Genomic DNA, 25,453 nt, shown 5'->3' on the forward strand with positions numbered 1-25,453 from the left:
ACCATCGATGTTAACAACGCACATTATTATCGTTAATTATAATTCCGGTGATTGGTTGCAGCGGTCTATCGCTTCCGCACTTGCGCATAGCGATGCATCAATTTCAGTGGTGGATAATGACTCCAGTGATCTAAGTATGGAAAATGCCCAGCGCAACATCGCGTCTGAGCGCGTTGAATGGATTTATAATAACGAGAATGTTGGTTTTGCAGCCGCCAATAATCAAGTGTTGAAGTCAGTAGATCATGATTACGTTGTCCTGATGAATCCTGACTGCGAGTTGACCGAGGGCGCATTGAGGCAAATAATCCAAGCCTTCAGTGACAACGACGCCATTGGAATTGCCAGTTGTCGAATTCTCAATGAAGATGGATCTCTGCAAAAGACCTGCCGTCGTCGGTTTCCGACGCCTTGGTCTGCGTTGGTGAGGATGCTTATGCTGAATAGAATCTTTCCGAATAGTGCTATGTTCGCAGATTTTGATTACGGGGAAAACGTAGAGCCGAGCGAGTCGCCGCAGGCCGTCGAAGCCATTTCAGGGGCCTTTATGGTCGTCAAGCGAGATGCATTGACAGAAGTAGGTTTCCTGGATGAAGGGTACTTTATGCATTGTGAAGACCTTGATTGGTGCAAGCGATTTGCGTTGGCAGGTTTGCAGGTTGGTTTCGTTCCGGCCGCTGAGGTTGTGCATGCCAAAGGGGTGAGTACTAAGAGCCGCCCGCTTGGCGTGATGTGGACCTTACACAAGGGTATGATTCGTTTTTTCGATAAGTTTTATCATGATGACTACGCATGGCCTGTTCGATATTCGATTAAACTGGGCATACTGTTGAGTTTTTCTGCAAAGGCCGTTGGGTCGTTGATCAAGTCAGGATTGGGAGTGTTTAATCGGTCATGATATTGGTTACTGGTGCCAATGGCGTTGTCGGCCGACCTCTTGTTTTAAAGTTGGCTGAGCTAAACACGAATTATTTGAGTGTGTCACGAAAGCAGCTCGAAAATCATCTTCAATGGGATTTAGGCTCAGACCTCAATGCTGAACAACGAGCCGGTTTAATTGGCTGTACCGAGTTGCTTCATTGTGCACCAATCTGGCTTTTACCAAGACATTTACCCGTCTTGTACGACAGAGGAGTACGCCGGGTGGTTGCTTTCAGTTCAACCAGCGTCATTAGTAAACGAGAATCGAGTAGCCCTGAAGAACAGTGTCTCGTATCACGGTTAAGTGAGGCAGAATCAGACTTAAAGAGATTTTGTTCCGAGCATGAGGTTCAGTTGACGATACTAAGGCCAAGTATGATTTATGGATATGGGCAAGATCAAAATGTGTCGCACATAGCAAGATTCATTAAGCGGCGCGGGTTCATGGTGTTAATTGGGGGCGCGTATGGGTTACGCCAGCCTGTCCATGCGGACGATTTGGTTTTCGCTATGTTGGCCGTTAGAGATAATCGCGCGTGTTTCGGTAAGACCTATAATTTAGCGGGGGGAGAGGCGTTGACATACAGAGAAATGGTTAAGAGAATCTTTTCAGGATTAAATCGCCGAGCCAAGTTTATTTTGGTCCCGCTTTGGTTTTTACGAATAGCGTTGAGAGCAGCTCGCTGGTTTAAGGTCTTTGATTACACGCCTGAAATGGCGGATAGAATGAATCAAGATCTATCCTATTCAAACGAGGCCGCTGAAAAAGACTTTTCATACCATCCCCAAGCATTTTTAGTAAACCCAAACAGAGATCTTCCATGAACGATCCGTTGTCGATACACATCATCATGATTGTGGTTGTGGCTTTGTTGGGCTTTATCACAAGCTGGTGTGGTATCCGATACTTAATCGATTATCTGATTCGTAACGACATCGTTGATAGGCCAAATGATCGAAGTATGCATAAAGGTGAAGTGCCTCGCGGTGGGGGCTTGGTCATTGTCGCTATCATTATCATCACACTTCTTGGTTTAGCCGCGACCACGTCTCGCCCCACATTTTTCCTAGCGCTGATGGCTTGTGTATTTTCATGGGCGCTCTTAAGTTGGTGTGATGATAAATTAGATCTCAGTCCAAAATTGCGGTTTATTGTGCAAGGGGTAATTGGGGTTTTCTCCGTGGCAATGTTTGGCTGGGTCGGATCTTTTCTACGAGTTGAGTTATTGTGGGCTGGCCCCATCCTGACTGTGATAGGCATTGTTTGGATGGCTAATTTGTATAACTTCATGGATGGTATGGACGGGCTTGCGTGTTCTCAGGCCATCGTTGGCAGCCTAACTCTAGGGGGGTGGTTTCTCTATTTGGGAGACCATGAGCTTGCGATTTTATGCGGTGCTATAGCTTCCTCTAGCTATGGATTTTTATTGTGGAATTGGCAGCCAGCTAAAATTTTCATGGGCGATGTTGGGAGTATTACTCTGGGCGGAGTGTTCGCTACCCTGATCGTTATTGCTGAAAATAGGCACAATATACCCATTTTGAGCTTGATATTGGTTTTCAGTGTGTTTGTTTCCGACGCGACGTTTACTATTTTGAATAGAGTCCGAAAAGGTGAGCCTTTTTGGCTTCCACATCGATCACATTTTTATCAACGTGCTGGATTAGCTGGATTAGAGCATAGTAAGGTTGTGTTTGTGGCAATAATATTGATGGTGTTATGTGCTTTGATTGCCACGCTCAGTATTCTATACCGTGATATTATTGCTCTATTAGTGATATCAGTTCTTGCATTGCTGATGTTGGCAGCCTGTTTGGTGAAGAGGCAAGAGCGCGGAGCTGACGCTAAGGAGTTGTAATGCTCAATAGCGTGTATCTGAAATTAGGGTTGGTCCTAAACTTCATATCGAAGAAATGTATATATTTGGTTGTGGCACACAGTAATGATTAGAGCTTTAACAACACTCCTGTATCGATGGAGAATCGTCTTGCATGATCTGCTTGCGATACCAGCTGCTTGGTTGCTGGCTTATTGGTTACGCTATAACTTAGAAGTTATTCCAGATATTTTTCTGACCAGCGCTATCTATGCGTTGCCTGTTGTGATTACGGTACAGATCGTGGTCAATTTGTTTATGGGCGTGCATAGAGGAGAGTGGCGGTTTGTGTCATTACCTGACCTGTCGCTAATTGTTAGATCTGTCTCTATTGGTACCGCCGCGGTGGCGTTGACGTTGTTTTTAGTTGCAGACCGATTGACCTACGTTCCGAGGTCGGTTTTTATTCTTTATGCGCTGGTGCTATTAACGATTATGGCCGGTTCGAGATTGTTGTACCGCCTGTATAAGGATAGACATTTCTCTACGCGTTCTGGTCGTAAAGTTGTCATATTTGGCGCTGGTGCAGCCGGAGAACAGCTGCTAAGAGACTTAACGAGAAACCATCCTAATCGATATAACATCGTTGCCTTCTTGGATGATGATCCACATAAAATTGGCCGGCAAATTCATCGGATTCCAGTGGTTGCTTCTCCCGATGTCCTGCAAGACCTAATTTATCGATGGGACATAGATTTGGTGTTGATAGCCGTCCCTTCGGCAAATGAAGATCAAATGCAACGTCTAGTGGGCATATGTGAGGCCTCGGGTGTTGAGTTTCGAACCTTGCCTGGAGCTCATGAGTTGGTGAGCGGGCGAGTTCGATTGTCTGATCTTAGGGAAGTCAGGATTGACGACTTACTCGGGCGCGATCCGGTCAAGCTCGATTGGCATCGAATTAAGCACAGCTTGTGTGATAAAACGGTACTAGTCACCGGTGCGGGTGGTTCTATTGGGTCAGAATTGTGCCGTCAATTAGCATCCGTGTGCTCAGCTCACTTGGTGCTATTCGACCAAAGTGAATACAATTTGTATCGTATTCAAGAAGAAATGTCCGAACGTTTCCCAGACAGTAAAATTACCGCTGTCTTGGGTGATATTTGTGACTCGGCAGCCACGTTGAATGTTTTTCAACGTTTTACTCCTGCCGCTGTTTTTCATGCTGCTGCTTACAAGCACGTGCCTCTACTCGAAGGGCAAGTCAGAGAGGTAGTCAAAAATAATGCCATGGGCACTAAAAATATCGCCGATTTGGCGCATAAGTTTGGGGCTGAAAAATTTGTTCTCATCTCTACTGATAAAGCGGTAAATCCAAGCAGCCTTATGGGGGCTTGTAAACGGGTGGCGGAAATTTATTGTCAGCAACTAGCGAGTCAGAGCCAGACGAAATTTATTACAGTGCGATTTGGGAATGTACTTGGCTCTGCCGGCAGCGTGGTTCCTAAATTTCAAAAACAAATTAAAAAAGGCGGCCCCGTCACGGTTACTCACCCTGAAATGACGCGCTATTTCATGACCATCACTGAAGCGACACAGCTAATCCTTGAAGCCAGTGCGATGGGCGAAGATGGTCGTATTTACGTACTGGAAATGGGGCAGCCTGTGTTGATTTCAGAGCTTGCCGAAAAGCTGGTTCGTTTATCTGGCATGGAACCACACGAAGACATCAAGATTGTCTACACGGGGCTTAGAAAAGGTGAAAAATTACACGAGGAATTATTTCATACTGACGAGAGCCTCTCGGATACTGAGTATGAAAAAATTCAGTTGGCCGCGACTCGCTTTGTAGAGCCAGATAAAGTCAACGCGGTGTTTGATCAGATACAAATAAAGCTAGACACATTCGATGAAAGTTTATCTCATTGTCTCGAAGAATTAGTGCCGGAGTACAGTTCAATCGCAAAAGTTACTAAACAGCTTTCAGCTTAACTTTCTAGTATTTTTGAGACGTCATTCAGCGTTTGACTGATCGGTATTTAATGCTTGATAGCTTGTTAATCTAGCTGGCTTTTTGAAATTGAAGCTCAGAAAGTCGGCGGTACAATGGACTCTGCTCTAGTAGTTCGTTGTGGCGCCCTTGGGCGAGTAACTTACCGTTTTCTAGCACCGCTATTTGATCGGCTTGCCTGATGGTGGCTAAGCGATGAGCGATAATGATCGTTGTTCTGCCTTTCATCAGGTGTTCAAGTGCCGATTGAACTCGGTGTTCGCTTTCCGCATCCAGAGCCGATGTGGCTTCATCTAAAAGTAAGATGCTTGGGTCTTTTAGTATGGCTCTTGCGATTGCAATTCTTTGTTTTTGACCGCCGGAAAGCCTGACTCCATGCTCACCCAGATAACTGTGATAGCCATCAGGTAGGTCATTAATAAAGTCATGAGCGTTCGCTGCTTCAGCGGCGGCATACACTTGTTCATCAGAGGCATCTGGGTTGCCATAGCGAATATTGTGCATCACATCTGCGCTGAAAAGCGTGGGTTGTTGTGCAACGACGGCCACTCTTGAGCGTAAATCTTGCGGCGACAAGTCTCTGATATCGGTGCCATCGTAGGTAATGGTGCCGCTTTGGGGGTCATAAAAGCGTTGGATTAGTTCAAAAACGGTGGACTTTCCGGCGCCAGAAGGGCCCACTAAGGCTAGGCTTTTTCCTTCGGGAATTGTTAAATCCAGGTTTTCCAGAGCCGGCAGATCAGGACGAGATGGGTAGTGAAAAGTAACGTCCTTAAGCTGCATAGTGGGCGCATTTCCTGCCGTTGAGCTTGCTTGAGAAGGTGACGTAATTAGGCTTTCTATACTCAACAATTCAAATAAACGCTCTGCGGCACCGACGGCCCGCTGTACATCGCCTATTACCTCAGAAATAGTAGCAACGGATCCAGCGACAATGATCGCGTAGAAGACAAAAGCGCCCAGATCACCCGCGCTCATAGTGCCATTAAGCACGTCATTGCCTCCAACCCAAAGCATAGTGGCTATCGCACTAAAAATGAGCGTGATAACCACCGCAATGAGTGTGGCTCGTTGAGTAATGCGACTTTTTGCCACATCGAAAGCCCCCTCAACGTAGCGTCGAAAAGCGGCGCTTTCCCTAGGTTCCTGAGTGTAACTTTGAACCGTTTTAATTTGCTGAATGATCTCGCCTGCGTGCGTGCCAACCTCAGCGATGCTGTCTTGGCTTTTGCGTGAGAGAGTTCTCACTCGTCGCCCAAATAACATTATTGGGATTAATACTAAAGGAACGCCCATGAGGACCATTAAACTGAGTTTTAGGTTGGTCACCAACAATAAAATCAAACCGCCAATGAACGTTAAAAATGAACGCAAAGCCATCGACGCAGATGACCCGATCACCGTCTGCAGTAGTGTGGTGTCCGTTGTTAGACGAGACATTATTTCGCCACTGCGGTTCTCCTCAAAGTAGTTCGGGTGCAAGGTTAAAAGGTGGTTGAAGACAGTTAGTCGAATGTCCGCAGAAACGCGTTCTCCGAGCCAGGAGACCAAATAGAAACGCATGAATGTCCCGACGGACATCAGTAGAGCTAAAGCAATGATAAACAACGCTGCTTGATTGAGTTTTTCAGGCGACCCGGCCACAAAACCGTCGTCAATCAGTATTCGAACGCCTTGGCCAAGAGCTAACGTTACGCCGGCGGTAAAAATCAAGGCGACGGATGCTGCAAACAGCGTCTTCTTGTATGCCGCTAAAAAAGAGAGCAGTTTTAGTAGGACAGTTCGGTTTTTTACTTCCATAATTCCGGAGTTGCTAACGCATCATTGTGAGGTGAAGCCTAATAAAGTCTTATGGTTTGATCTTGAGTTGACCTCTGCACAAGTAAGAAAAAAGGCTTATTTTCTATCATTGAGGTGCGTCCTTTGAGTGGTTATTCAAGAGGCGGGCTGAAATTAAAGTGCGTTGAGGTTCCATAGATCTGAAATGCTTAGAGTAGAGGGGGTAAGGATTGTCGTCCTTACTAGTGCCTAAATATAGGCGGGATCAATTTTTGCTCTTCGCAACACTATTGCGCTTACTTGATTATAATAGCCAATCAAATAATCTCTTAAGCCTACTGGTTTATCGAATTTATGGCTCAATTAGCATCCATTGACATCGAAAAGTCATACCTACACTTTTCCGCTGCTCACTTTACTATTTTTTCCGCCACCAACCGGGAGCGCTTACACGGCCATAATTGGCGAATTGCAGTTCAAATCACGGGAGAAGTGGATGAGAACGGTCTCCTTTTTGACTACGCAATTTTCAAAAAAATACTCAAGGATCTGTGTGCAAGGTACGATGAATACACCTTGATTGCCGAGGAGTCACCTTACTTGAACATTGAAAGTGATGAGCAGTATCATTTTATTACCCACAATCGAATTACTCAGCCGCTATTAAAAACTGATACGATCTTACTTCCGGTAAAGAACGTCACTATTGAGTCACTCGCGCACTTTTTGCTTGACCAAGTTGTTGGCGACGAAAGTCGCTTAATCGAGTTGGGGATTACCGAATTCGAAATGAGAGTATCATCCGGCCCTAATCAGTGGGGAATTGCCAGATGGAAAAAAGGGGGGACGTCGTTTGATAAATAATCATCTGGCTATCACCGATAGCCAGCTCCAGGAAAGGCGCGAAAGAGTGTTTTTGGTTCTTGCTGGATTTTTCCTGTGTGCCATGACGCTTTTGAATGTGATCGGAATCACGAGATTTATTCAACTTGGCCCAATGCAGCTGGCGATAGGCGTGCTGGCGTATCCTCTTACTTTCTTGTGCACAGATTTGATTAGCGAACTCTATGGTAAGGCGCGCGCTAATTTCATGGTGTCGGTTGGCTTGTTATTGAATGGATTTATATTGCTGGTGATGTGGCTTGGCAATACATTGCCAGCGGTCGACCCAATAGCCCAGCCGCCTTGGCAAACGTTACAATTGGCCCAAGAAGTGGGGCTACCCAGTGGCGAGACAGTGGTGGGTTCAGTAGAGCTTTTCTATCTGCTTTACGCGAACACATCAGGCGCTGTGTTCGCGTCGATGCTAGCTTACGTGTTTGCTCAGTATGTGGATGTTTATCTATTTCACTGGATTAAAAATAAAACTGGCGGCAAACATCTTTGGCTTAGAAACAATGGAAGTACCATTGTCAGTCAGCTTGTCGACTCAATTACGGTGATAGGCGTTACGTTTGGCGCCGCAGTCATGGCGGGAAGTATGACGTTAACCGTGGCATTAGGACTTCTCATTAGTAATTATCTGTTTAAATTAGTATCCGCATTGGTGGATACTCCGATTATCTATATTTTAATAGCGAAACTTAGGCCTTACTTGGGCCTGACGGATGCGAGGTCACAGTGAAGAAACTACTGATTGTTACTGGAGCAAGTAAAGGCATTGGCTTGGCAGCGGCCAAAAAATTTCTTGAGAGTGGGTATGAGGTACTAAATTTATCTCGATCATCGTGTGAGTTGGCTGGTGTGAATAATATCTCTCTGGATTTATCGTCTCCTGAATGGAGGGCTAAATCCGAAAAACACGTTCTTGATGGCGTGCGTCGCTTTGGCGAGCTGGAGAGTGTAGTGCTCCTTCACAACGCAGCGATGATGACTAAAGACTCTGTGGTCGATATTGAGGGAGACAGTCTGCGCTCAGTGATGCAGCTAAATGTTGTGGCAGCGGCAGAGTTAAACACACTGCTAATTCCATTTATGAAGCCGGGCTCGTCCATTTTGTACGTCAGTTCTACTTTAGGAAAAAAAGCCGTTAAGAACACCTATGCGTATGTCATCTCGAAGCATGCCGTTATTGGACAAATGAGAGCCACATGTCAAGACTTAGCGGGAACTTTAATTCACACGGCTGCTGTTTGCCCTGGTTTCACTGAGACAGAGATGTTAGGGGAGCACTTAGGTGCAAATCCTGAGATCTATCAACAGATAACACAGGGTATAGCTCATAAACGCCTTGCCCAGCCTTCTGAAATAGCCGATACGATTTTATTCTGTGCTCGAACGCCGGTTATAAATGGCACCGTAATCGATGCTAACTTAGGGCAAATTGAAACATGAGGCTGAGCCCGGAATTAGAGCATTGGAACAAACTCGGGCAATATTTTCAGGTTGCTCCTCTCGCCTGTAACGTGTTCGCGATAGATCTGGGAGATTGCCATGCATCGAGTAAGGACACGTGCTTGCTGATTCACGGGTTCCCAGAATCGTCTTTTTCATTTCATAAGGTGGTTCACGGTCTATTGGGGCAGTTCAAACGATTAGTGTTGATAGATTTGCCAGGTTACGGGTTTAGCGACAAGCCTGAGGATGACCACAGTTACTCACTTGTCGCTCAGGCCGATGCAATGCTTAGCGTTTGGCATCAAATGGGCGTTCAGGGAGGGCACATTATTTGTCATGATATGGGCACGAGTGTCGCCACCGAATTGTTGGCGCGTTCAGTGAATAAGCTACTACCGCATTGGATTCAAGGCGGTATTAACAGCGTTACTTTTACCAATGGCAGTATGGTCCTCCGATTTGCCAAGCTTAGGCTTATGCAAAAATTACTATTAAATAAAACATTGGGTCCTACGATCAGTTCTCTGGCAGGTTCGGCCGCCTTCAAAAGGACCGTGTTAAGCGCTCATGGCGCCAGTGGTGAACACGCTCTCGATGAGCAAGATGTTCGATTATTGTGGGAAAGTTGCTGTTTACAACGTGGTGAGAAGAAAAATCACCACTTGATTCGCTACCTTAACGACCGTCGACGTTTCGAGTCAACGCGCTGGCTTCCTAGTCTAAAAATCGCTTCTCGAATTATCCCGACGCATTTCTGCTGGGGGGATGCTGACCAAGTTGCAACCATAGAAATGGCGAGACACCTGCAAGAGGAAATCTGCCCCGATTCTCTGCTGACTGAAATGAAAGGCGCAGGACATTTTTGCCAATTGGGTAGCCCCGAGCTATGGTTAGACAGTGTTGGCCCTTTTTACGATTGATCGAACACTAGAAACTACATTCTAAGCGATTTGTCCACTAAGGGGCTGTCACTTATAATCCGCTTGTCGTGGTGACCGTTCAAGTAGACGAAGCGCCATGTGTCAAGCCACGCTTTTTTAATTAGGTTTAGATTTGAAAAATACTAACGCAGTAAATCAACACGATGACGACTCTCAGTTGCTCGCCACGGCCAGTTTAGAGAATCTCTATCGAATCTTTACTGTACCTGAGGCCCCTAACAGTACACTGGGGTCAATTGATAAGGAAATTTCGGCTAACCTGATGGGCTTTTTGACTGATCGAATTGTTGCTAGGGAAAAGTCACTCCCGGCTATTGAACAGGATTTTTCTGATTCTCAGGTGCCAGAAGTTCCTCAGTTTGTGTCTGATTACACTGATTTTGTAATGAAAAAATTGGTGGCACACTCAGTACACACAGCGGCTCCTGGGTTTATCGGGCATATGGCGACCCCTCTGCCGCATTTTATGCTACCTCTCTCCAGGATTATGGTGGCGTTGAACCAAAATTTGGTAAAAATAGAGACATCGAAAGCGTTTACTCCTTTGGAACGTCAGGTATTGGGAATGCTACATAACTTAGTTTATGAGCAAACCAATGAGTTTTATCAAGAAAACCTTCACAATGCTCGAAGAGCTCTCGGCACGTTTTGCTCTGGAGGCACGACAGCCAATATAACGGCTCTTTGGGTGGCTCGAAATCAAATGTTCGCCCCCAAAGAGGGGTTTTTAGGTTTAGCCCAAGAAGGGTTGCCTGCTGCTTTAGCGAGTTATGGTTACGCGGGTATCGCCATCTTGGTTTCTGAACGTGGTCACTACTCGCTTGGCAAAGCGGTTGATGTATTGGGCATTGGGAGAGCCAATTTAATATCGGTTGCCACCGATGAAAAATCAAAAATCAAAATTGACGAGCTCAGAAAAAAATGTGAAGAGTTGAAAGCGAAGAATATCGCGATCATGTCAATTGTAGGGATCGCTGGAGCGACAGAGACGGGTCAGGTTGACCCGTTGGATTCGATGGCTGACATAGCCCGTCGATACAATGCGCATTTTCACGTTGATGCAGCATGGGGTGGTCCGACGCTACTTTCAAATACTCACAAGTCCATACTTAAAGGTATAGAGCTTGCCGATTCGGTGACGATTGATGCACATAAGCAGTTATACGTTCCTCAAGGCGCAGGTATGGTGATTTTTAAGAGTCCATCCATGCTTGGCGCAGTTGAGCATCATGCGGAATACATACTAAGGGCTGGTTCTAAAGATTTGGGGCAGTATTCGATTGAAGGTAGCCGACCTGGAATGGCGATGTTGGTTCATGCCGCGTTTCATATTATTGGTCGAAGTGGCTATGAAATTTTGATTGATCAAAACATAGAAAAGGCGCAAACGTTTGCTTCTATGATCGACGCGCACCCCGATTTCGAATTGGTGACTTACCCTGAGCTAAATATACTTACCTATCGATATGTGCCTGAAGAGCTGCAGTTGATTCTTAACGTGACAGACCCAAAGACCCAGTTCAAGATCAATGAAAAATTGGATCAAATCACTAAGCGTATGCAAAAACAACAACGAGCCGCCGGTAAGACATTTGTTTCCAGAACACGCTTTTCGCAACATAAGTATGGTGGAAATCCAATATCCATGTTTCGCGTCGTTTTGGCAAACCCCATGACCACATTAGAAACGCTTGGGTCTATTCTAGCGGAACAAGTTAAGCTGGCTGAACGAGAGGGAACACAGAGTATACTTCGTGAAATAAATGATTTATTGTAAAGAGGGGTTGTAATCAGGGGTTGAGTTGGTGAGTAGGTCGTACTATGGACGAAGGAAAATTAGCTCTATTTGTTGAAGTAACGCAACGTTACTTTGAGAAGATGGGCGAATACAATGTTGAAACTGACACACCGTATTTAACGCGTGATATTAATGCCAACCTGTATGAATATACGGGCATGATACATATTTCGGGAAATCATACTGGCGTCGTTTTCTTTTCCACTATGGCGCTGACGGCGATCAGGTTGTTGCATGACATGGATGTGCCGTCATCTGATCCCGAAAAGTTATTGGACTTGGTGGGAGAAATTTCTAACACAATTGCCGGAAACACGAGAGTTAAGTTTGGCAAAGATTTCTTGCTAAAGCCTCCGGTGTTGATTCATGGTGAATACCATCATGTTGAACCGTCAGTCGTTGTAGATACTTACGTTGTCCCTCTCTCTTGGGCAAAATACAAGTCTAACCTTATTGTTCAGTTAAATACGGCTTAGCTTGATTTTTCGAGCTGAGATTTTAGCGGTAGCTTAGTAGAATTCTTGATCTCGGTTACCGCCATATGAGAATGAATTTCACCGATATTGGGGACTTTTGCTAACAGTTGATTTCGCACGAAGATTTCGTATTGTCTGATGTCTTTGACAACCACTTTCAGCATATAGTCCCACGCGCCAGTCATGGTGTAGCACTCCATAACTTCATCTAGTTGGATTACGGCGGCCTCGAAGTTTTCCATGTTCTTTCTGCCTGCCTGGCTTAAATTGATGGTCGTGAACGCGACTAAATCCATTCCGATGGCTTCTCTGTTAACCAAGGCAACGGTATTTGTAATTAGCCCGTCTTGCTGAAGTCTGTTAATACGTCGCCAGCAAGGCGATTGACTCATGTTCAATTTTTCAGCTATTTCATTAGTGCTTCTTGACGCGTCTTGTTGCAGGAGTTCAAGTATCTTTACGTCTTGCGGATCTAAGTCGATCATTTTATTCTAAATTTAATCTATTTGGGTCTAATTTAGACTAATAATGTCCTTGAAGCGAGGGGCAAAGCATAAATTTTGCGTTTTATCATGGATATAATTTAGAAATTAAAATAAAGAAGTGAACGCGATAGTCAGTTTGGTAATACGCCCGAATCTGAAACTAGAAAATCGTGAGCTTCAAACTAAAAACTTGCCACTGAGGAGATCCAATCGCATGACTACGATACGCCCGTTAAGTCTTAATGTGCCTGAGCCCGAATGTCGTCCCGGCGATGAGCCAGACTTTTCTGATTTCGTTATACCCAAGGCTGGCGAGGTCGCTCGCCCCCCAATCGATGCTGATCCAAATGACATCACGGATATGGCCTTTTCAATTATCCGTGTTCTAAACGCAAACGATGAAGCCGTAGGACCCTGGGCAGATACTTTAAACAATGATGAGTTAATAGAAGGGCTGCGGCACATGATCACGTTAAGAACGTTTGATGCTCGCATGATGACGGCTCAACGCCAAGGTAAGACAAGTTTTTATATCCAACATCTGGGTGAAGAGGCAATCGGATGCGCCTTCAGAGTGGCTTTGCGTGATGGAGATATGAATTTTCCAACGTATCGGCAGGCGGGGTTACTGATTGCCGGTGGCTATCCGATGATTGAAATGATGAATCAGATATATTCGAATTCTCAAGATCCTCTTCATGGAAGACAGCTCCCAATAATGTACTCATCTAAGGAGCATGGCTTTTTTAGCATTTCTGGAAATTTAGGAACTCAGTTCATGCAATCGGTAGGCTGGGCAATGGGCTCGGCCATATCTGGCGACACAAAAATTGCGACCGGATGGATCGGTGACGGTTCGACTGCAGAAAGTGATTTTCACGCCGCCATGGTGTTTGCCTCGACATACAAGCCGCCGGTTGTTTTAAACATTGTAAACAACCAATGGGCGATATCTACCTTTCAAGGAATCGCTCGTGGCGGAGTAGGAACCTTTGCTGCCCGTGGCCATGGTTTTGGAATTCCATCAGTCCGGGTGGATGGTAATGATTATTTGGCCGTACATGCAGTAGCAAAGTGGGCAAGTGAGAGAGCTCGCGCAGGACACGGCCCGACATTAATTGAGCACGTTACCTATCGAGCGGGTGGGCACTCTTCGTCTGATGATCCATCCGCCTATCGGGCGAAGGAAGAAAGTGCCGCTTGGCCATTGGGCGACCCAATTGAGCGCTTAAAGAAGCACTTGATTGGCCTGGGAATTTGGTCCGAAGAAATACATGCGAAAGAGCAACAGGCGATCTTAGATCAAGTGATTGCAGTCCAAAAAGAAGCCGAAGCCATAGGTACGCTCGGCGCTGGAAAAATGCCATCGCCACGCGACATGTTCGAAGGTGTTTATGAGACTATGCCTCCGCATCTAGTTAGGCAACGTCAGGAAGCGGGGTACTAATCATGACTAGAATGACAATGATCGAAGCCATTCGAGATGCTCACGATGTGGCTATGGAGCGCGACGATAGGGTCGTGGTCTTTGGTGAGGACGTGGGGTATTTTGGTGGCGTATTTCGATGTACAGCTGGTCTTCAAGAAAAATACGGAAAAACGCGTTGTTTCGACGCTCCCATAAGTGAACTAGGCATCGTTGGCGCCGCGGTTGGCATGGCTGCCTATGGGCTAAGACCGGTGATTGAGATTCAATTTGCTGATTACGTCTATCCAGCCATAGATCAAATTGCGTCAGAAGCCGCGAGATTAAGGTATCGTTCAGCGGGTGATTTTACATGCCCCCTTGTTATTCGAATGCCCACTGGCGGCGGTATTTTTGGCGGTCAAACACACAGTCAATCTCCCGAAGCTTTTTTTACTCACGTAGCGGGTTTAAAGACGGTGATGCCGTCTAGCCCGCAAGACGCCAAAGGTTTGTTGTTGGCGGCGATAGAAGATCCTGACCCGGTCATCTTTTTGGAGCCTAAGCGATTGTATAACGGCCCTTTCGATGGTCATCACGATAAGCCGATCGTACCTTGGAAAAAACATGAACTGGGTGACGTAGATGAAGGCTACTATTCGACAGACCTGGGTAAGGCAGTGATTCGCCGAGAAGGAGCGGATGTCACGATTTTATCTTATGGAACCATGGTGTACGTCGCTGAGGCCGCGGCTGAAGAAGCAGGAGTAGACGCCGAAATTATCGATTTAAGAACCTTGTTACCTTTGGATTTAGAGACAATAAAGGCGTCAGTAGAAAAAACGGGACGCTGCCTTGTCGTGCACGAAGCAACGAAAACGAGCGGCTTCGGTGCAGAGCTAATGTCGCAAGTACAGGAAACGTGCTTCTATCACCTTGAGACACCCATTGTGCGTGTTACGGGTTGGGATACTCCCTATCCTCACGCACAAGAGTGGGACTATTTTCCTGGACCGAGTCGGGTGATTGACGCGTTACATCAAATGATGGAGAACTAATTATGGGTATTTTTACGATTAGATTGCCTGATATCGGTGAAGGCATAGCTGAGGCCGAGTTGGTTGAGTGGCATGTGCAATTAGGCGATCATGTTAAAGAAGATGATTTGGTTGCGGTGGTCATGACTGATAAAGCGGCCGTCGACGTACCAAGCTCTGTGAATGGGACGGTGACGTGGTTAGGGGGAGAGATCGGAGATCATATTGCGGTGGGCGAAAGACTCATTCAAATTGAAGTAGAGGGTGAGGGTAATGACTCCCCCGTCTCTGAAAATGAGACGGACTCGGCTGAGGTGGTCGAAAATGAAGAAGGCGACGTGGAGACCAGCAAACCCAGTGAAAATACCATTGGCGCTAAAAATGTGGCCCCAACAGTAGATACCCGTAGTGCTAATGTTCGAACGCGTTCAGAATTTAAGGCCAACCCTAAAAATATGGCCTCGCGCGTAAATGGAGCTAAACCGTTGGCGGCGCCTTCTGTACGAGCTCGCGCTAAAGAGGAAGGGATTGACCTGAGGAATGTAGCTGGTACAGGCCCCGCCGGGCGTGTCAGCCATGCCGATCTTAATGATTTCATAGAGAGCGGAGGGATGGTTCATCGTCGTGGTGCGCACTCCAAAAACACTAAAATTAAGGACGTTAAGGTTATTGGGATGCGACGAAAAATCGCCGAGAAAATGGCCTTATCCAAGTCGCGAATACCTCACATTACGATTGTCGAAGAAGTCGACATGACCGAGTTGGAGGAGTTAAGAGCTGCATTGAACAAAAAGCACAATGGCACTCGAGTAAAGCTAACCTTATTGCCCTTCATGATGCGTGCGATTGTCGAGGCTGTGAGAGAACAACCTGAGCTCAATGCTCGATATGATGATGATGCTGGAATCGTCCACCAGTTTGGATCCGTGAACATAGGAATAGCCACTCAGACCGACAACGGATTGAATGTGACTGTTGTGCAACACGCAGAAGCTGCAAATCTATGGGACAACGCGGAAAAAGTGACTGAGTTAGCTGAGGCCGCACGCGATGGCACGATCAGGCTTGAGGATTTGACCGGAGGTACTATTACGATCACTTCACTGGGCGCACTGGGTGCGATCGCGACGACGCCGATTATTAACCATCCTGAGGTTGCCATTGTGGGAATAAACAAGATGCAAACGAGACCGATGTGGGATGGGCAACAGTTTCAGCCCTGCAAGATGATGAATATTTCGTGTTCGTTTGATCACAGAGTGATCGATGGTTGGGACGCTGCCGTATTTGTACAGAAAATCAAATCATTGCTCGAAAGCCCAGCAATGCTTTTTGTGGAGGGTTAAATGTCTGATTTAGAGTGTAAGTTATTAATTATTGGTGCCGGGCCTGGCGGTTATGTGTGTGCCATCCGCGCGGGCCAATTGGGTTTAGATACCATTATTGTAGACCCTCAAGCTCCGGGCGGTACCTGCCTTAATGTAGGCTGCATTCCCTCCAAAGCACTTATTCATGCCGCTGACGAGTTTCACAAAATGGCGTACGCGAGCCGTGGCCCCTTAGGCATTAGCAATGATAACCCCAGTATCGACTTGGCAAAAACCGTGGTTTGGAAAGACGGCATTGTCAAACGATTAAACGACGGCGTCTCTGGTTTAATAAAAAAAGCCAAAACTAAGCTTGTTGTTGGAGAGGCGCGCTTTATCGATGGTAAGAATGTGTCTGTAAGGACCCCTGACGGAGAGAGGAATATCCGTGCTCAAAACATCGTCATTGCCACCGGCTCCGCGCCAGTAGAGCTACCATTTTTACCGTTTGGCGGTGACATATTGTCATCGACTGAAGCCTTATCGTTGGGATCTGTACCGGATTCTCTGGCGGTAGTGGGCGGTGGGTACATAGGTCTGGAAATTGGGACAGCGTTTGCCAAATTGGGCTCTAAAGTGACCATTATTGAAGCGACTGAAGCCATTTTGCCTCAATACGATCAAGCATTAACAAAGCCGATCTCAAACCGTCTTGCTGAACTTGGCGTTCAGGTGATGCTCGAAACCAAAGCAGAAGGTTTTCAAAACGGCGTGTTAACCACAGACCAAGGCGAGGTTGTTGCCGAGAAAGTGCTGGTTACCGTAGGGCGTCGCCCTCGCACTAGCGAGGTGGGAGTCAAAGACCTGATGTTGACAATGGATGACGACTTTATCCGTGTTAACGACTGTTGCCAAACATCAATGAAAGGAATATATGCGATCGGAGATGTGACCGGAGAGCCGATGCTTGCACACCGTGCCATGGCGCAAGGCGAAATGGTCGCGGAGCACGTTGCTGGGCATAAAGTTGCGTGGGATAAGCGTTGCATACCTGCTGTGTGTTTTACAGATCCTGAGATCGTAATCTGTGGCTTGCTACCGTCGGAAGTTAAACCTAATACCGCTTTGGTTTCGGAATTCCCATTTGCTGCTAATGGTCGCGCCATGACGACCGAGCGCGAAGACGGGTTTGTACGAATCGTCGCTCGAAAAGAGGATCACGCTGTGATTGGAATTCAAGCCGTGGGTGTTGGCGTATCCGAATTGTCAGCCGCGTTCTCTCTGGCTATCGAGATGGGCGCAACGTTAGAAGACATTGCGGCGACGGTTCATGCGCACCCAACACAATCTGAAGGTTTTCAGGAAGCGGCACTTCGTGCCCTTGGTAAAGCGCTACATATTTAAATTGAGGTACAGATAATGAATTTCAAAGATTCTAAGTCGTTCGACAATCATGAGGTAGTCGAGTTTTGCAATGATCCTGAGACTGGATTAAAAGCAATCATAGCGGTTCATAATACGAACCTCGGTCCAGCCGTGGGCGGATGTCGAATGTATCCTTATGCCGATGAGGGGCAAGCTTTGGAGGACGTTTTAAGACTAAGTCGAGGAATGACCTACAAATCGGCAGTGGCTGGATTGCCAATGGGTGGAGGAAAGGCGGTGATTATTGGTGATCCCGCTAAAGATAAATCACCCGAGCTGTTTGAGAGGATGGGGAAGTTTATTGAATCCTTTAATGGTAGGTACGTAACGGCAGAAGATTCGGGAACGAGTGTCAGTGACTTAAAACAAGTGGCCTCCCAGACTGCCCATGTACTGGGTGTGAACGAAGCACAAGAGTTTGGTGGTGACCCATCACCCCTCACTGCCTATGGTGTTTTTTGCGGTATCGAGTCCGCTGTGAACTACCAGCTCGGGCGAGATAACTTGTCCGGTGTCAGGGTGGCGGTCCAAGGGGCAGGGGCTGTTGGACGTTACCTTATCAAGCTATTGCATGAGGCCGGAGCTAAAACATCAGTTTGCGATGTAAATCTGGATAATTTGAATAGAGCTCGCGATTTGGGATCGGATATTGTGGACGTTAATTCCATTATTTCTGCCGAGGCCGACGTGTTTGCACCTTGCGCGATGGGTGCAATTCTCAATGACGACTCCATATCTCAACTAAAAGCGACCATTGTCGCTGGTGGCGCTAATAATCAATTGGCCCATTTGTCTCACGCCACAACGCTGAAAAATAGAGGTATTTTGTACGCGCCCGATTTTGTAATTAATGCTGGTGGCATCATTGAAATCTGTCGGCAATTACACGACGACCCCGTTTCAGAAACAAAGGAAAAAATCAGCCATATTGGGGCAACCTTAACCGAGATCTTTACTCAGAGTCATGCTTCTGGCTTAACCACGGCGCAGGTAGCCGAGCGGCTGGCTGAACAACGTTTTTTGTCGAAACAAGATTCATCAAATGTGGCCTAGAGCGCAGCGTGTGAGGTCAAAAAGGAATAGACCTCCTTTTTCTTTGCCTTAGATGAGTAGGGCAATGCGTGTTTTAAGCGCTTTGAGTTAACGCAAGTTCGAGTCATTATTTGTGCGCAGTTAGATGAAATATATGGCCATGATTTACATCCAGCACTGGTGTGTGTGATACCAATAAGCTAACATCTCGAGTTGGTGACGGAGTTCCTCATTAACCAGGATGGTAAAAGCCGTTTAGGGCGCTTCTGAGTAAGTTGAACCTTAGTTTGACTAGAGGGTTTAGTGTTTATAGTTAAGCTTGTGTTTATTAAAGTGGTGGGTATCCGCGCATGGATTGCTAAATGATTGTAGTACCTGTAGAAAAGAAGATTGATTGGCGTAGGCCCCCGGTCGTATTGATAATGTTGGTGATCATCAATGTATTGGTGTTTGCTTTTTATCAAAGCAACGATCAGACGCTGATTGAGTCCGCGGTGAAGCACTATCAGCAGCATCGTATGTTAGACACCGAATGGCGCGCCTATAAAGCTTACTCTGAGGCTTCAAATTCCCCTTATGAAATGCATCGAAACACAGAGTACATTTCACACTATATTGTTACCGATCCGTCGTTCGATCGATTTATGGCGGAGCGCGGAGATCAATATATTCCTAAGCCCAAACGCGATCGTTGGCGACAATCAAGAGATCAGCTTGAAGATATTTCCGGAAAGATAAGCAGTACTGCATTTGGGTTTCACGCGAATAGTATTTCCCCAGTGCAATTAGTTACGTCACAGTTTTTGCACGGTGATTTAATGCATTTGATTGGCAATCTTGTGTTCTTGGTACTGGTTGGTTTCGCGGTTGAGGCCGCTTTAGGCAGTGGATTGTTTCTGTTCTTTTATTTAGTGTCTGGAACCGCTGGCGGGTTATTTTTTGCCATTTTTGCGAGTGATTCTTCAATGAGTTTGATTGGGGCCTCAGGTTCTATATCAGGCGTTATGGCAATGTATGTCGTTTTGTTTGGCATGCGTAAGATTCAATTTTTTTACTGGGCGTTTATTTTCACAGGCTACTTCAGGGCTGCTGCGATCATCATGCTGCCAGTTTACCTACTTATGGAAATCTACGGAATGATCAGCAATGAGGGCTCCAACGTCGCCTTTACCGCTCATATTGGAGGTTTTATAGGTGGGGCAGCGCTTGTTTATTTAACCCAGAAGTTTCGAACCCAAGCGATCGATCAACATTACTTGGATGACCAGCCCAGAGAGGTGGATCCTACGGCCAGTATCTTACAGAGAGCCTACGATGAAATGGCGAAGTGCGAATTCGATAAAGCTTGGACGGTACTCAAGCCGCTAAGGCGGCGTAGCCCTATTCGTGCTGATGTTGTTGAGCTTGAATATAATTTGGTGCGAGCGCTTCATCCCCAAAAATTAACCGACTATCTCATTCATCGAATGGATAAGGCGGGCAATTCTCAGAGCCTTCAGCATGCTCAGCTTCAATACTGGAACAAGCTAGCTCCTGAGCATCAAGATGAGTTGAGTAAGCGAAAAAAAGAGGTGCTGCTACAGAATGCGCTTGAAAACGACGCCTTAAACGTGGCTGAGCAAGTTTTTGATAGCCTCCGTGCTTCTACTACGGATGACACCGAGATGGCAATTTGTGCGAGACAGATTTCCTTTTACTGTACGCAAAACAATAAAGCAGATAAGGCGCAAAAATATCAGGAATTAGCTCAGCGGCTAGCGGACGCAAAGCCGTTTAGTGATTTTCAAGGTCGGGAGGCGTTGTGAATTGCCGGTTTCACCCCGTTAAATCCGCACAGTATCATTGTCACTATTGCCAAATCCCTGTTTGCAGTGAATGTTGTGATGAGTCTTTATCCACTCGGCAGGGTTCCGTCATTGCTCGTTGTTTTGTGTGTGAGGGGGAAGTAGATGCCCTGGGCGATGCTACTCAGATTGAACCATTTTGGTCACGTATTCAGGAAGTGTACACCTACCCACTTAGCACACAGGCGTTGTTATCGATTTTTATCATTGCGATGTTGAGCGTAATGCTGGACGGGTTTGGGCTTTTGGGACTACTCCCGGTGTTTGCTATCGCGCTTTATGCGTTTTCTTGCTTAAGGCACACGTCTCGCGGGGAGCAACAGGCTCCAGGCGTTGAAGCGTGTTTTGAGGGCTCAATTGGGCCCGTATTCTATGTTGGTATCAGCATGTTTTTAGCAACACTTCTCGCGTCTTTGTCTTTCGCGAAGTTTGGGTACGGTGTCGGTATTCTTGTTGGGTTGAGCTTGTCTCTCGTTGTACCTGCGATCATCATCATTATTGCGATCGAAGAAGAACTTACACCCGCACTAAACCCTTCTAATCTGTTGAATATAGTGTCAACCACTGGGTCGTCGTACTTTGTAATGGTTCTGTTTATTGTTGTCATGCTGTCTTCGATGGAGGTATTGGCCGGCTTTATCGGTAACACGAACTTCAGAGGACTTAGCGTATTTATATCTTCGATAATCGCCAACTATTACATCATTGTGATTTACCACATTATGGGGTACTTGGTGTATCAAAATCACGCTGCGCTAGGCTACAAGGTGACCGGCACTCTAGGCGTTAAAGATCAACGTAAAAGAGCGAGTTTGGGTGATACACAGAACGCTAAATTGGACGTGTTGATTAAAGCTGGTAAGTTTGATGCCGCACGCGAAATAGTACGCCAACGGTTGCAGGCGGAGACACCCATTTGGGAATGGAAACGAGCATTTATGCTGTTTTGTGCAGGCGTACCAAGTAAGGACGTAGGGTCGTATTTTGAACGTTACGTTTCTAAACTTGACGAGCGAGGTGATACCATTGCCATTGCTCAAGCGTATGCTGTGATACGGCGCTGCTCACCCTCCTATGAACTAGAAGATGATGTGAGAAAGTTAATGGTGGCGGGCGCGCTAAATGATGCGGGAAAATACACCGCTTCGGTTGGGCTAATCGGGAAGTTAGCGAAAGAATCTACTGATTCAGCGCATGTGATCTCAGCGCTCAACTTATTGATTAGCGGGTTTCAAAATATTCCTAATGGCGAGAAATACGTAGCACATTATCGAAAGCTTCTTAACAGGGAGAGCCAACGGCGATAGCGAAGTCTGTGTGTGGGCTTGACGGGCTTCTCGAACGGCTTCTCGAACGGCTTCTCGAATGGCTTCTCGAATGGCTTCTCGAATGGCTTCTCGAATGGCTTCTCGAATGGCTTCTCGAATGGCTAGCCGAATGGCTTGCTACTCCTTCGTGCAGGCACTATCATCTCGGTACGATTAATTAAATGACCGAGGACCGCTATGCGTCACACCCTAATTGCCCTAAGTATCGGGCTAACGCTTACTGCCTGTGGTGAGCAATCCGTTGCTCCTGAAACCACTAATACACAAGCCAAAGAAGCTGCGGTAGAGCAGGTAACGCAAGAGGCTGTAAAGTCTGAGAGCGAAAAGCTTAACGAGTGGTTCGAAGTTAAGTACGAAGAGCAGGTCATGATGAGTCCGATTCAATTGACGTTCTTGGGTCGAAAGGAGCGCTTTGATGAGTTGGATGATATGAGCGAGGCTTCAGACTTAAAACAGTTTGAGTGGAAAAAGCAGACCGTCGAGGAAATGAAAGCGTCGTTTGATTACGCAAAGTTGGATGACGCTGCGAAGTTGTCATACGATCTATGGGAATATCAATACAGTCGAATGGAAGCGGGTAGAAAATTTATTCGACACGCCTATATCTTTGAGCAAATGAACGGTACGCATTCCTTTTTGCCAACCTTAATGATGCAATTTCATAAGGTTGAAGAAGAGTCAGATATGACGGCTTACGTGTCAAGGTTAGAGGCGATCGGCCGTGGAATGAATCAATTGATTGATCGAGCAAAGGTGATTGCTGAAGGTGGAGTCAGACCCCCGAAGTTTGCTTATGAAATTGTAACTAAAGAAGCAAAAGAAATTATTTCTGGCAAGCCATTTGATGACAGCGAAGAAGACTCGTCGTTGTTGAAAGATGCAAAAACAAAAGCCGCGGCATTAGTTGAGTCTGGAAAAATTGATCAAGCGCGAGCGGATGAATTGATCTCGGCGGCTAGAGAAGCGCTTACAAAGAGCTTTGGTCCTAGTTATCAAAATTTAATTACCTATTTAGAGTCGGACATCAAAAATACTTCTGAGACTCCGAATGGAGTACACGCTTTACCGAGCGGCGGTGATTTGTATTCTTACTTGTTAAAGCAAAATACAACGACATCGATGACCGCTGATGAAATCCATGAGTTAGGCTTGTCCGAAGTAAAACGGATTCGCACCTTAATGGAAAAAATTAAAGAGAAGGATGAGTTTAAAGGCACGCTGCAGGAATACTTCGCCTACATTCGCGATAGCAAAGACAACAGTAAATTTTATTTCGAAAATACCGATGAGGGTCGTCAAGGGTATATTGATGAGGCCACCGCGGCGATCGAGAACATCAAAGAAGAGCTGCCAAACTATTTTGGAATATTGCCGAAGGCTGATTTGGAAGTAAAACGGGTTGAGTCGTTTAGGGAACAGGATGGCGCCCCACAACATTATTACCCTGGAACTCCTGACGGTTCTCGTCCTGGTATTTATTACGCGCACCTTTCGGACATGAGTACGATGCCGAAAAATGAACTTGAAGTGATTGCGTATCACGAGGGGTTGCCTGGTCACCATATGCAAATAGCAATTGCCCAGGAACTGGAGGGCATTCCTACTTTTCGAACACAAGCCGGGTTTACCGCCTATGCCGAAGGTTGGGCGTTGTACAGTGAAGCATTGGCTAAAGAAATGCCGGGTACCTTTACAAGCCTTAATTCCGATTTTGGTCGTTTAGGCAGTGAAATATGGCGAGCTATTCGCTTAGTCGTAGACACCGGCATGCACCACAAAGGGTGGAGCATGGAGCAAGCAGTGGAGTTTTTCTCGGCGAATTCGCCAGCGCCACTCGAAACCATTAAAACCGAGATACGTCGATATCTTGTTATCCCTGGGCAGGCGACATCTTATAAAGTGGGTATGATTGATATTCAAAGATTGCGAAAGCTGGCTGAAACGGAGTTGGCGGAGAAATTTGATATTCGAGAATTTCATGACACCGTCTTAGGTGGTGGAGCTTTGCCTTTAAGTCTTCTTGAACGAAAAGTGAAGACTTGGATTTCAGAGAAAAAGGCAGCAAAAAAAGCAGCATAGTGAGTAATTGCGATTGAGTGAAAGAGGCTGATACCTTGGGTGTCGGCCTTTTTTATTGGAGAAAGTATGATTAATTTTCGTTGGAGGTCTGCTGATCAAATCATCGGCCAACGTTATCTAAAACGATGGCATTTGATTCGTAAACCAGGCATTCGCAACCTGTATTTGCATTTGTATTTAGGAAGTGATGATGATCGAGCTTTGCACGATCATCCATGGCCATCCATGAGTATTTTGCTTTGGGGGCATTTAATAGAAGTGACAGATCAAGGCGAGAGGCGTATCTGGCCACTGATTCCCAAGGTTCGATCTGCGGAATATAGTCACCGTTTGATTCTAAAAAGCAAGCGAGCCCTGACCTTGTTTTACACTGGAAAGAAATGCCGAGAATGGGGATTTCATTGCCCCAAAGGTTGGGTACACTGGACTGAATTTACAGACTCTGCCGGCAATCAAACCGGAGCCGGTTGCGGCGACTAGGGCGCTTTAGGCGTTATTGCAGTAGTATTGGTGTTTTTGGGCACTCGGTGAGGCATCAAATTGATAGGTGCCTTGTCGTATATTAGGTATATCGATCTATAAGGTTCTAACGATGATAATCACGAGTCAAGAGTTCAATCAACGAACCAAATTACCGGAATTTAGATTTGCAGCGTTTTGTTGGTTAGGATATCTCTCGTATGCTTTTTTCTATTGTTTATTGTACCAGCATTGGGTTCTTGGAAATAGTTACGCGTTGATCGAGTCATTGATTTGGGTCGCTAAAGAGTGGGGAAGTTGGCTAATCATCACGCCATTAGTTGTTGGCTGGATGATGAGTAACGGACACCTCAAAAGCAGCATTCTCATAAATCTGTATTTAGTAGCTGCGCTGACTGCTGCCGGCACGATCGGGCGAACTGGGTTAGAGATCTTTTGGGAAAATGCAACTCTGTTAACTAGTGCGGTAAAATTTGTGACACCAAATTTGGCCGCCTCCGTGATTACGCTTTTGGTATGGCACCTTATTTCAAAGCCTGTTAAGCAGGAGCACGAATCAACGCTTGATTATACGCGCCGAAGTACCAAAAAATCGATTTTAGTGTTCAAAGGTAGCACTAAGTTTATCGTCGATGTAGTGACGATAGATTACCTTAAATCCGCAGGTAATTACGTTGAAGTGCATGCTGGAGGAGAAGAATATATTGTTCGCAGCTCCATCGTCAGTTTATTAAGCAGGCTGCCTACAGGCGTGTTTATTCAGGTTCACCGCTCTTACGCCATAAACATTCATTCTTTGGAACGGGTTACGCCCAACAATTCGGGCAATGCCACGCTCACCCTCACTAATGGGGTTGACGTTCCATTGAGCCGAGGTAAGCGCAAACAGTTCGATGCCCATTTCGTGAATTGAGTCGTATCCATTCATAACAGTATTTGTTCATTCATCCCCGA

22 protein-coding genes are annotated in these 25,453 nt (G+C 46.2%); 20 read left to right on the forward strand and 2 right to left on the reverse strand.

Annotation, left to right across the window (positions count from 1 at the left end):
• Window positions 1–7: 7 nt before the first annotated feature.
• The 4 genes from ABWW54_RS13730 to ABWW54_RS13745 all read left to right on the forward strand — a co-directional run bounded on the left by ABWW54_RS13730 (window position 8) and on the right by ABWW54_RS13745 (window position 4,727).
• On the forward strand, window positions 8–898 hold the full coding sequence (locus ABWW54_RS13730) for a glycosyltransferase family 2 protein (protein ID WP_353412934.1): 891 nt from the start codon (window positions 8–10) through the stop codon (window positions 896–898).
• Window positions 895–1,746 carry an NAD-dependent epimerase/dehydratase family protein gene (locus ABWW54_RS13735; RefSeq protein ID WP_353412935.1) on the forward strand — a complete coding sequence of 284 codons (852 nt, stop codon included), beginning with the start codon at window positions 895–897 and terminating at the stop codon, window positions 1,744–1,746. The genes ABWW54_RS13730 and ABWW54_RS13735 overlap by 4 nt, the downstream gene beginning before the upstream one ends.
• Complete coding sequence (locus tag ABWW54_RS13740) at window positions 1,743–2,780, forward strand: glycosyltransferase family 4 protein (protein WP_353412937.1); 1,038 nt, start codon at window positions 1,743–1,745, stop codon at window positions 2,778–2,780. The genes ABWW54_RS13735 and ABWW54_RS13740 overlap by 4 nt, the downstream gene beginning before the upstream one ends.
• Before the next feature lie 84 nt (window positions 2,781–2,864).
• Window positions 2,865–4,727: a polysaccharide biosynthesis protein gene (locus ABWW54_RS13745; protein ID WP_353412938.1), complete on the forward strand. Its 1,863-nt coding sequence runs from the start codon at window positions 2,865–2,867 to the stop codon at window positions 4,725–4,727.
• 70 nt (window positions 4,728–4,797) lie between these two features.
• Here ABWW54_RS13745 and ABWW54_RS13750 read toward each other — a convergent pair whose 3' ends face one another.
• On the reverse strand, window positions 4,798–6,546 hold the full coding sequence (locus ABWW54_RS13750; RefSeq protein ID WP_353412939.1) for an ABC transporter transmembrane domain-containing protein: 1,749 nt from the start codon (window positions 6,544–6,546) through the stop codon (window positions 4,798–4,800).
• Window positions 6,547–6,879: 333 nt separating this feature from the next.
• Between ABWW54_RS13750 and ABWW54_RS13755 the strand changes: the two genes are divergently transcribed.
• From ABWW54_RS13755 to ABWW54_RS13780, 6 genes are all read left to right on the forward strand, one after another.
• Window positions 6,880–7,389, forward strand: a complete 510-nt coding sequence (locus ABWW54_RS13755; RefSeq protein ID WP_353412941.1) for a 6-pyruvoyl trahydropterin synthase family protein — start codon at window positions 6,880–6,882, stop codon at window positions 7,387–7,389.
• Window positions 7,379–8,149: a queuosine precursor transporter gene (locus ABWW54_RS13760; RefSeq protein ID WP_502907817.1), complete on the forward strand. Its 771-nt coding sequence runs from the start codon at window positions 7,379–7,381 to the stop codon at window positions 8,147–8,149. Before ABWW54_RS13755 ends, ABWW54_RS13760 begins: the two co-directional genes overlap by 11 nt.
• Window positions 8,146–8,859, forward strand: coding sequence for an SDR family NAD(P)-dependent oxidoreductase (locus tag ABWW54_RS13765; RefSeq protein WP_353412943.1), 714 nt, complete (start codon window positions 8,146–8,148; stop codon window positions 8,857–8,859). The genes ABWW54_RS13760 and ABWW54_RS13765 overlap by 4 nt, the downstream gene beginning before the upstream one ends.
• Window positions 8,856–9,782, forward strand: a complete 927-nt coding sequence (locus ABWW54_RS13770; protein WP_353412944.1) for an alpha/beta fold hydrolase — start codon at window positions 8,856–8,858, stop codon at window positions 9,780–9,782. Before ABWW54_RS13765 ends, ABWW54_RS13770 begins: the two co-directional genes overlap by 4 nt.
• A gap of 133 nt (window positions 9,783–9,915) precedes the next feature.
• On the forward strand, window positions 9,916–11,580 hold the full coding sequence (gene panP / locus ABWW54_RS13775; RefSeq protein ID WP_353412946.1) for a pyridoxal-dependent aspartate 1-decarboxylase PanP: 1,665 nt from the start codon (window positions 9,916–9,918) through the stop codon (window positions 11,578–11,580).
• Between the two features lie 44 nt (window positions 11,581–11,624).
• The gene (locus ABWW54_RS13780; protein WP_353412947.1) at window positions 11,625–12,077 is read left to right on the forward strand and encodes a chemotaxis protein CheX; all 453 of its coding nucleotides are present in this window, start codon (window positions 11,625–11,627) and stop codon (window positions 12,075–12,077) included.
• Here the strand turns inward: ABWW54_RS13780 and ABWW54_RS13785 are convergent.
• Window positions 12,074–12,562, reverse strand: coding sequence for an Lrp/AsnC family transcriptional regulator (locus tag ABWW54_RS13785; RefSeq protein ID WP_353412948.1), 489 nt, complete (start codon window positions 12,560–12,562; stop codon window positions 12,074–12,076). The two genes, ABWW54_RS13780 and ABWW54_RS13785, sit on opposite strands and share 4 nt — an antisense overlap.
• 214 nt (window positions 12,563–12,776) lie before the next feature.
• Here ABWW54_RS13785 and ABWW54_RS13790 point away from each other — a divergent pair, with 214 nt between their 5' ends.
• The 10 genes from ABWW54_RS13790 to ABWW54_RS13835 all read left to right on the forward strand — a co-directional run bounded on the left by ABWW54_RS13790 (window position 12,777) and on the right by ABWW54_RS13835 (window position 25,412).
• Entirely contained in the window at window positions 12,777–14,009 is a 1,233-nt protein-coding gene (locus ABWW54_RS13790; RefSeq protein ID WP_353412949.1) for a 3-methyl-2-oxobutanoate dehydrogenase (2-methylpropanoyl-transferring) subunit alpha, read from the forward strand.
• A gap of 2 nt (window positions 14,010–14,011) precedes the next feature.
• Window positions 14,012–15,025: an alpha-ketoacid dehydrogenase subunit beta gene (locus ABWW54_RS13795; protein WP_353412950.1), complete on the forward strand. Its 1,014-nt coding sequence runs from the start codon at window positions 14,012–14,014 to the stop codon at window positions 15,023–15,025.
• A 2-nt stretch (window positions 15,026–15,027) separates the two neighbouring features.
• Window positions 15,028–16,350, forward strand: coding sequence for a dihydrolipoamide acetyltransferase family protein (locus tag ABWW54_RS13800; RefSeq protein WP_353412951.1), 1,323 nt, complete (start codon window positions 15,028–15,030; stop codon window positions 16,348–16,350).
• Window positions 16,351–17,715 carry a dihydrolipoyl dehydrogenase gene (gene lpdA / locus ABWW54_RS13805; protein WP_353412952.1) on the forward strand — a complete coding sequence of 455 codons (1,365 nt, stop codon included), beginning with the start codon at window positions 16,351–16,353 and terminating at the stop codon, window positions 17,713–17,715. It begins immediately after the preceding gene.
• 15 nt (window positions 17,716–17,730) lie between these two features.
• Complete coding sequence (locus tag ABWW54_RS13810; protein WP_353412953.1) at window positions 17,731–18,789, forward strand: Leu/Phe/Val dehydrogenase; 1,059 nt, start codon at window positions 17,731–17,733, stop codon at window positions 18,787–18,789.
• Window positions 18,790–19,130: 341 nt separating this feature from the next.
• The gene (locus tag ABWW54_RS13815; protein WP_353412954.1) at window positions 19,131–20,573 is read left to right on the forward strand and encodes a rhomboid family intramembrane serine protease; all 1,443 of its coding nucleotides are present in this window, start codon (window positions 19,131–19,133) and stop codon (window positions 20,571–20,573) included.
• Window positions 20,570–21,919, forward strand: a complete 1,350-nt coding sequence (locus ABWW54_RS13820; protein ID WP_353412955.1) for a B-box zinc finger protein — start codon at window positions 20,570–20,572, stop codon at window positions 21,917–21,919. Before ABWW54_RS13815 ends, ABWW54_RS13820 begins: the two co-directional genes overlap by 4 nt.
• A gap of 198 nt (window positions 21,920–22,117) precedes the next feature.
• Window positions 22,118–24,019 (forward strand): DUF885 domain-containing protein, encoded by a 1,902-nt coding sequence (locus ABWW54_RS13825; protein ID WP_353412956.1) that lies wholly within the window; start codon window positions 22,118–22,120, stop codon window positions 24,017–24,019.
• Window positions 24,020–24,085: 66 nt separating this feature from the next.
• Window positions 24,086–24,499: a hypothetical protein gene (locus tag ABWW54_RS13830; RefSeq protein WP_353412957.1), complete on the forward strand. Its 414-nt coding sequence runs from the start codon at window positions 24,086–24,088 to the stop codon at window positions 24,497–24,499.
• 112 nt (window positions 24,500–24,611) lie between these two features.
• On the forward strand, window positions 24,612–25,412 hold the full coding sequence (locus tag ABWW54_RS13835; protein ID WP_353412959.1) for a LytR/AlgR family response regulator transcription factor: 801 nt from the start codon (window positions 24,612–24,614) through the stop codon (window positions 25,410–25,412).
• Window positions 25,413–25,453: the final 41 nt, after the last annotated feature.

This window comes from Arenicella sp. 4NH20-0111 (assembly GCF_040366405.1).
In the GTDB taxonomy this organism is placed as follows: Bacteria; Pseudomonadota; Gammaproteobacteria; order Arenicellales; family Arenicellaceae; genus Arenicella.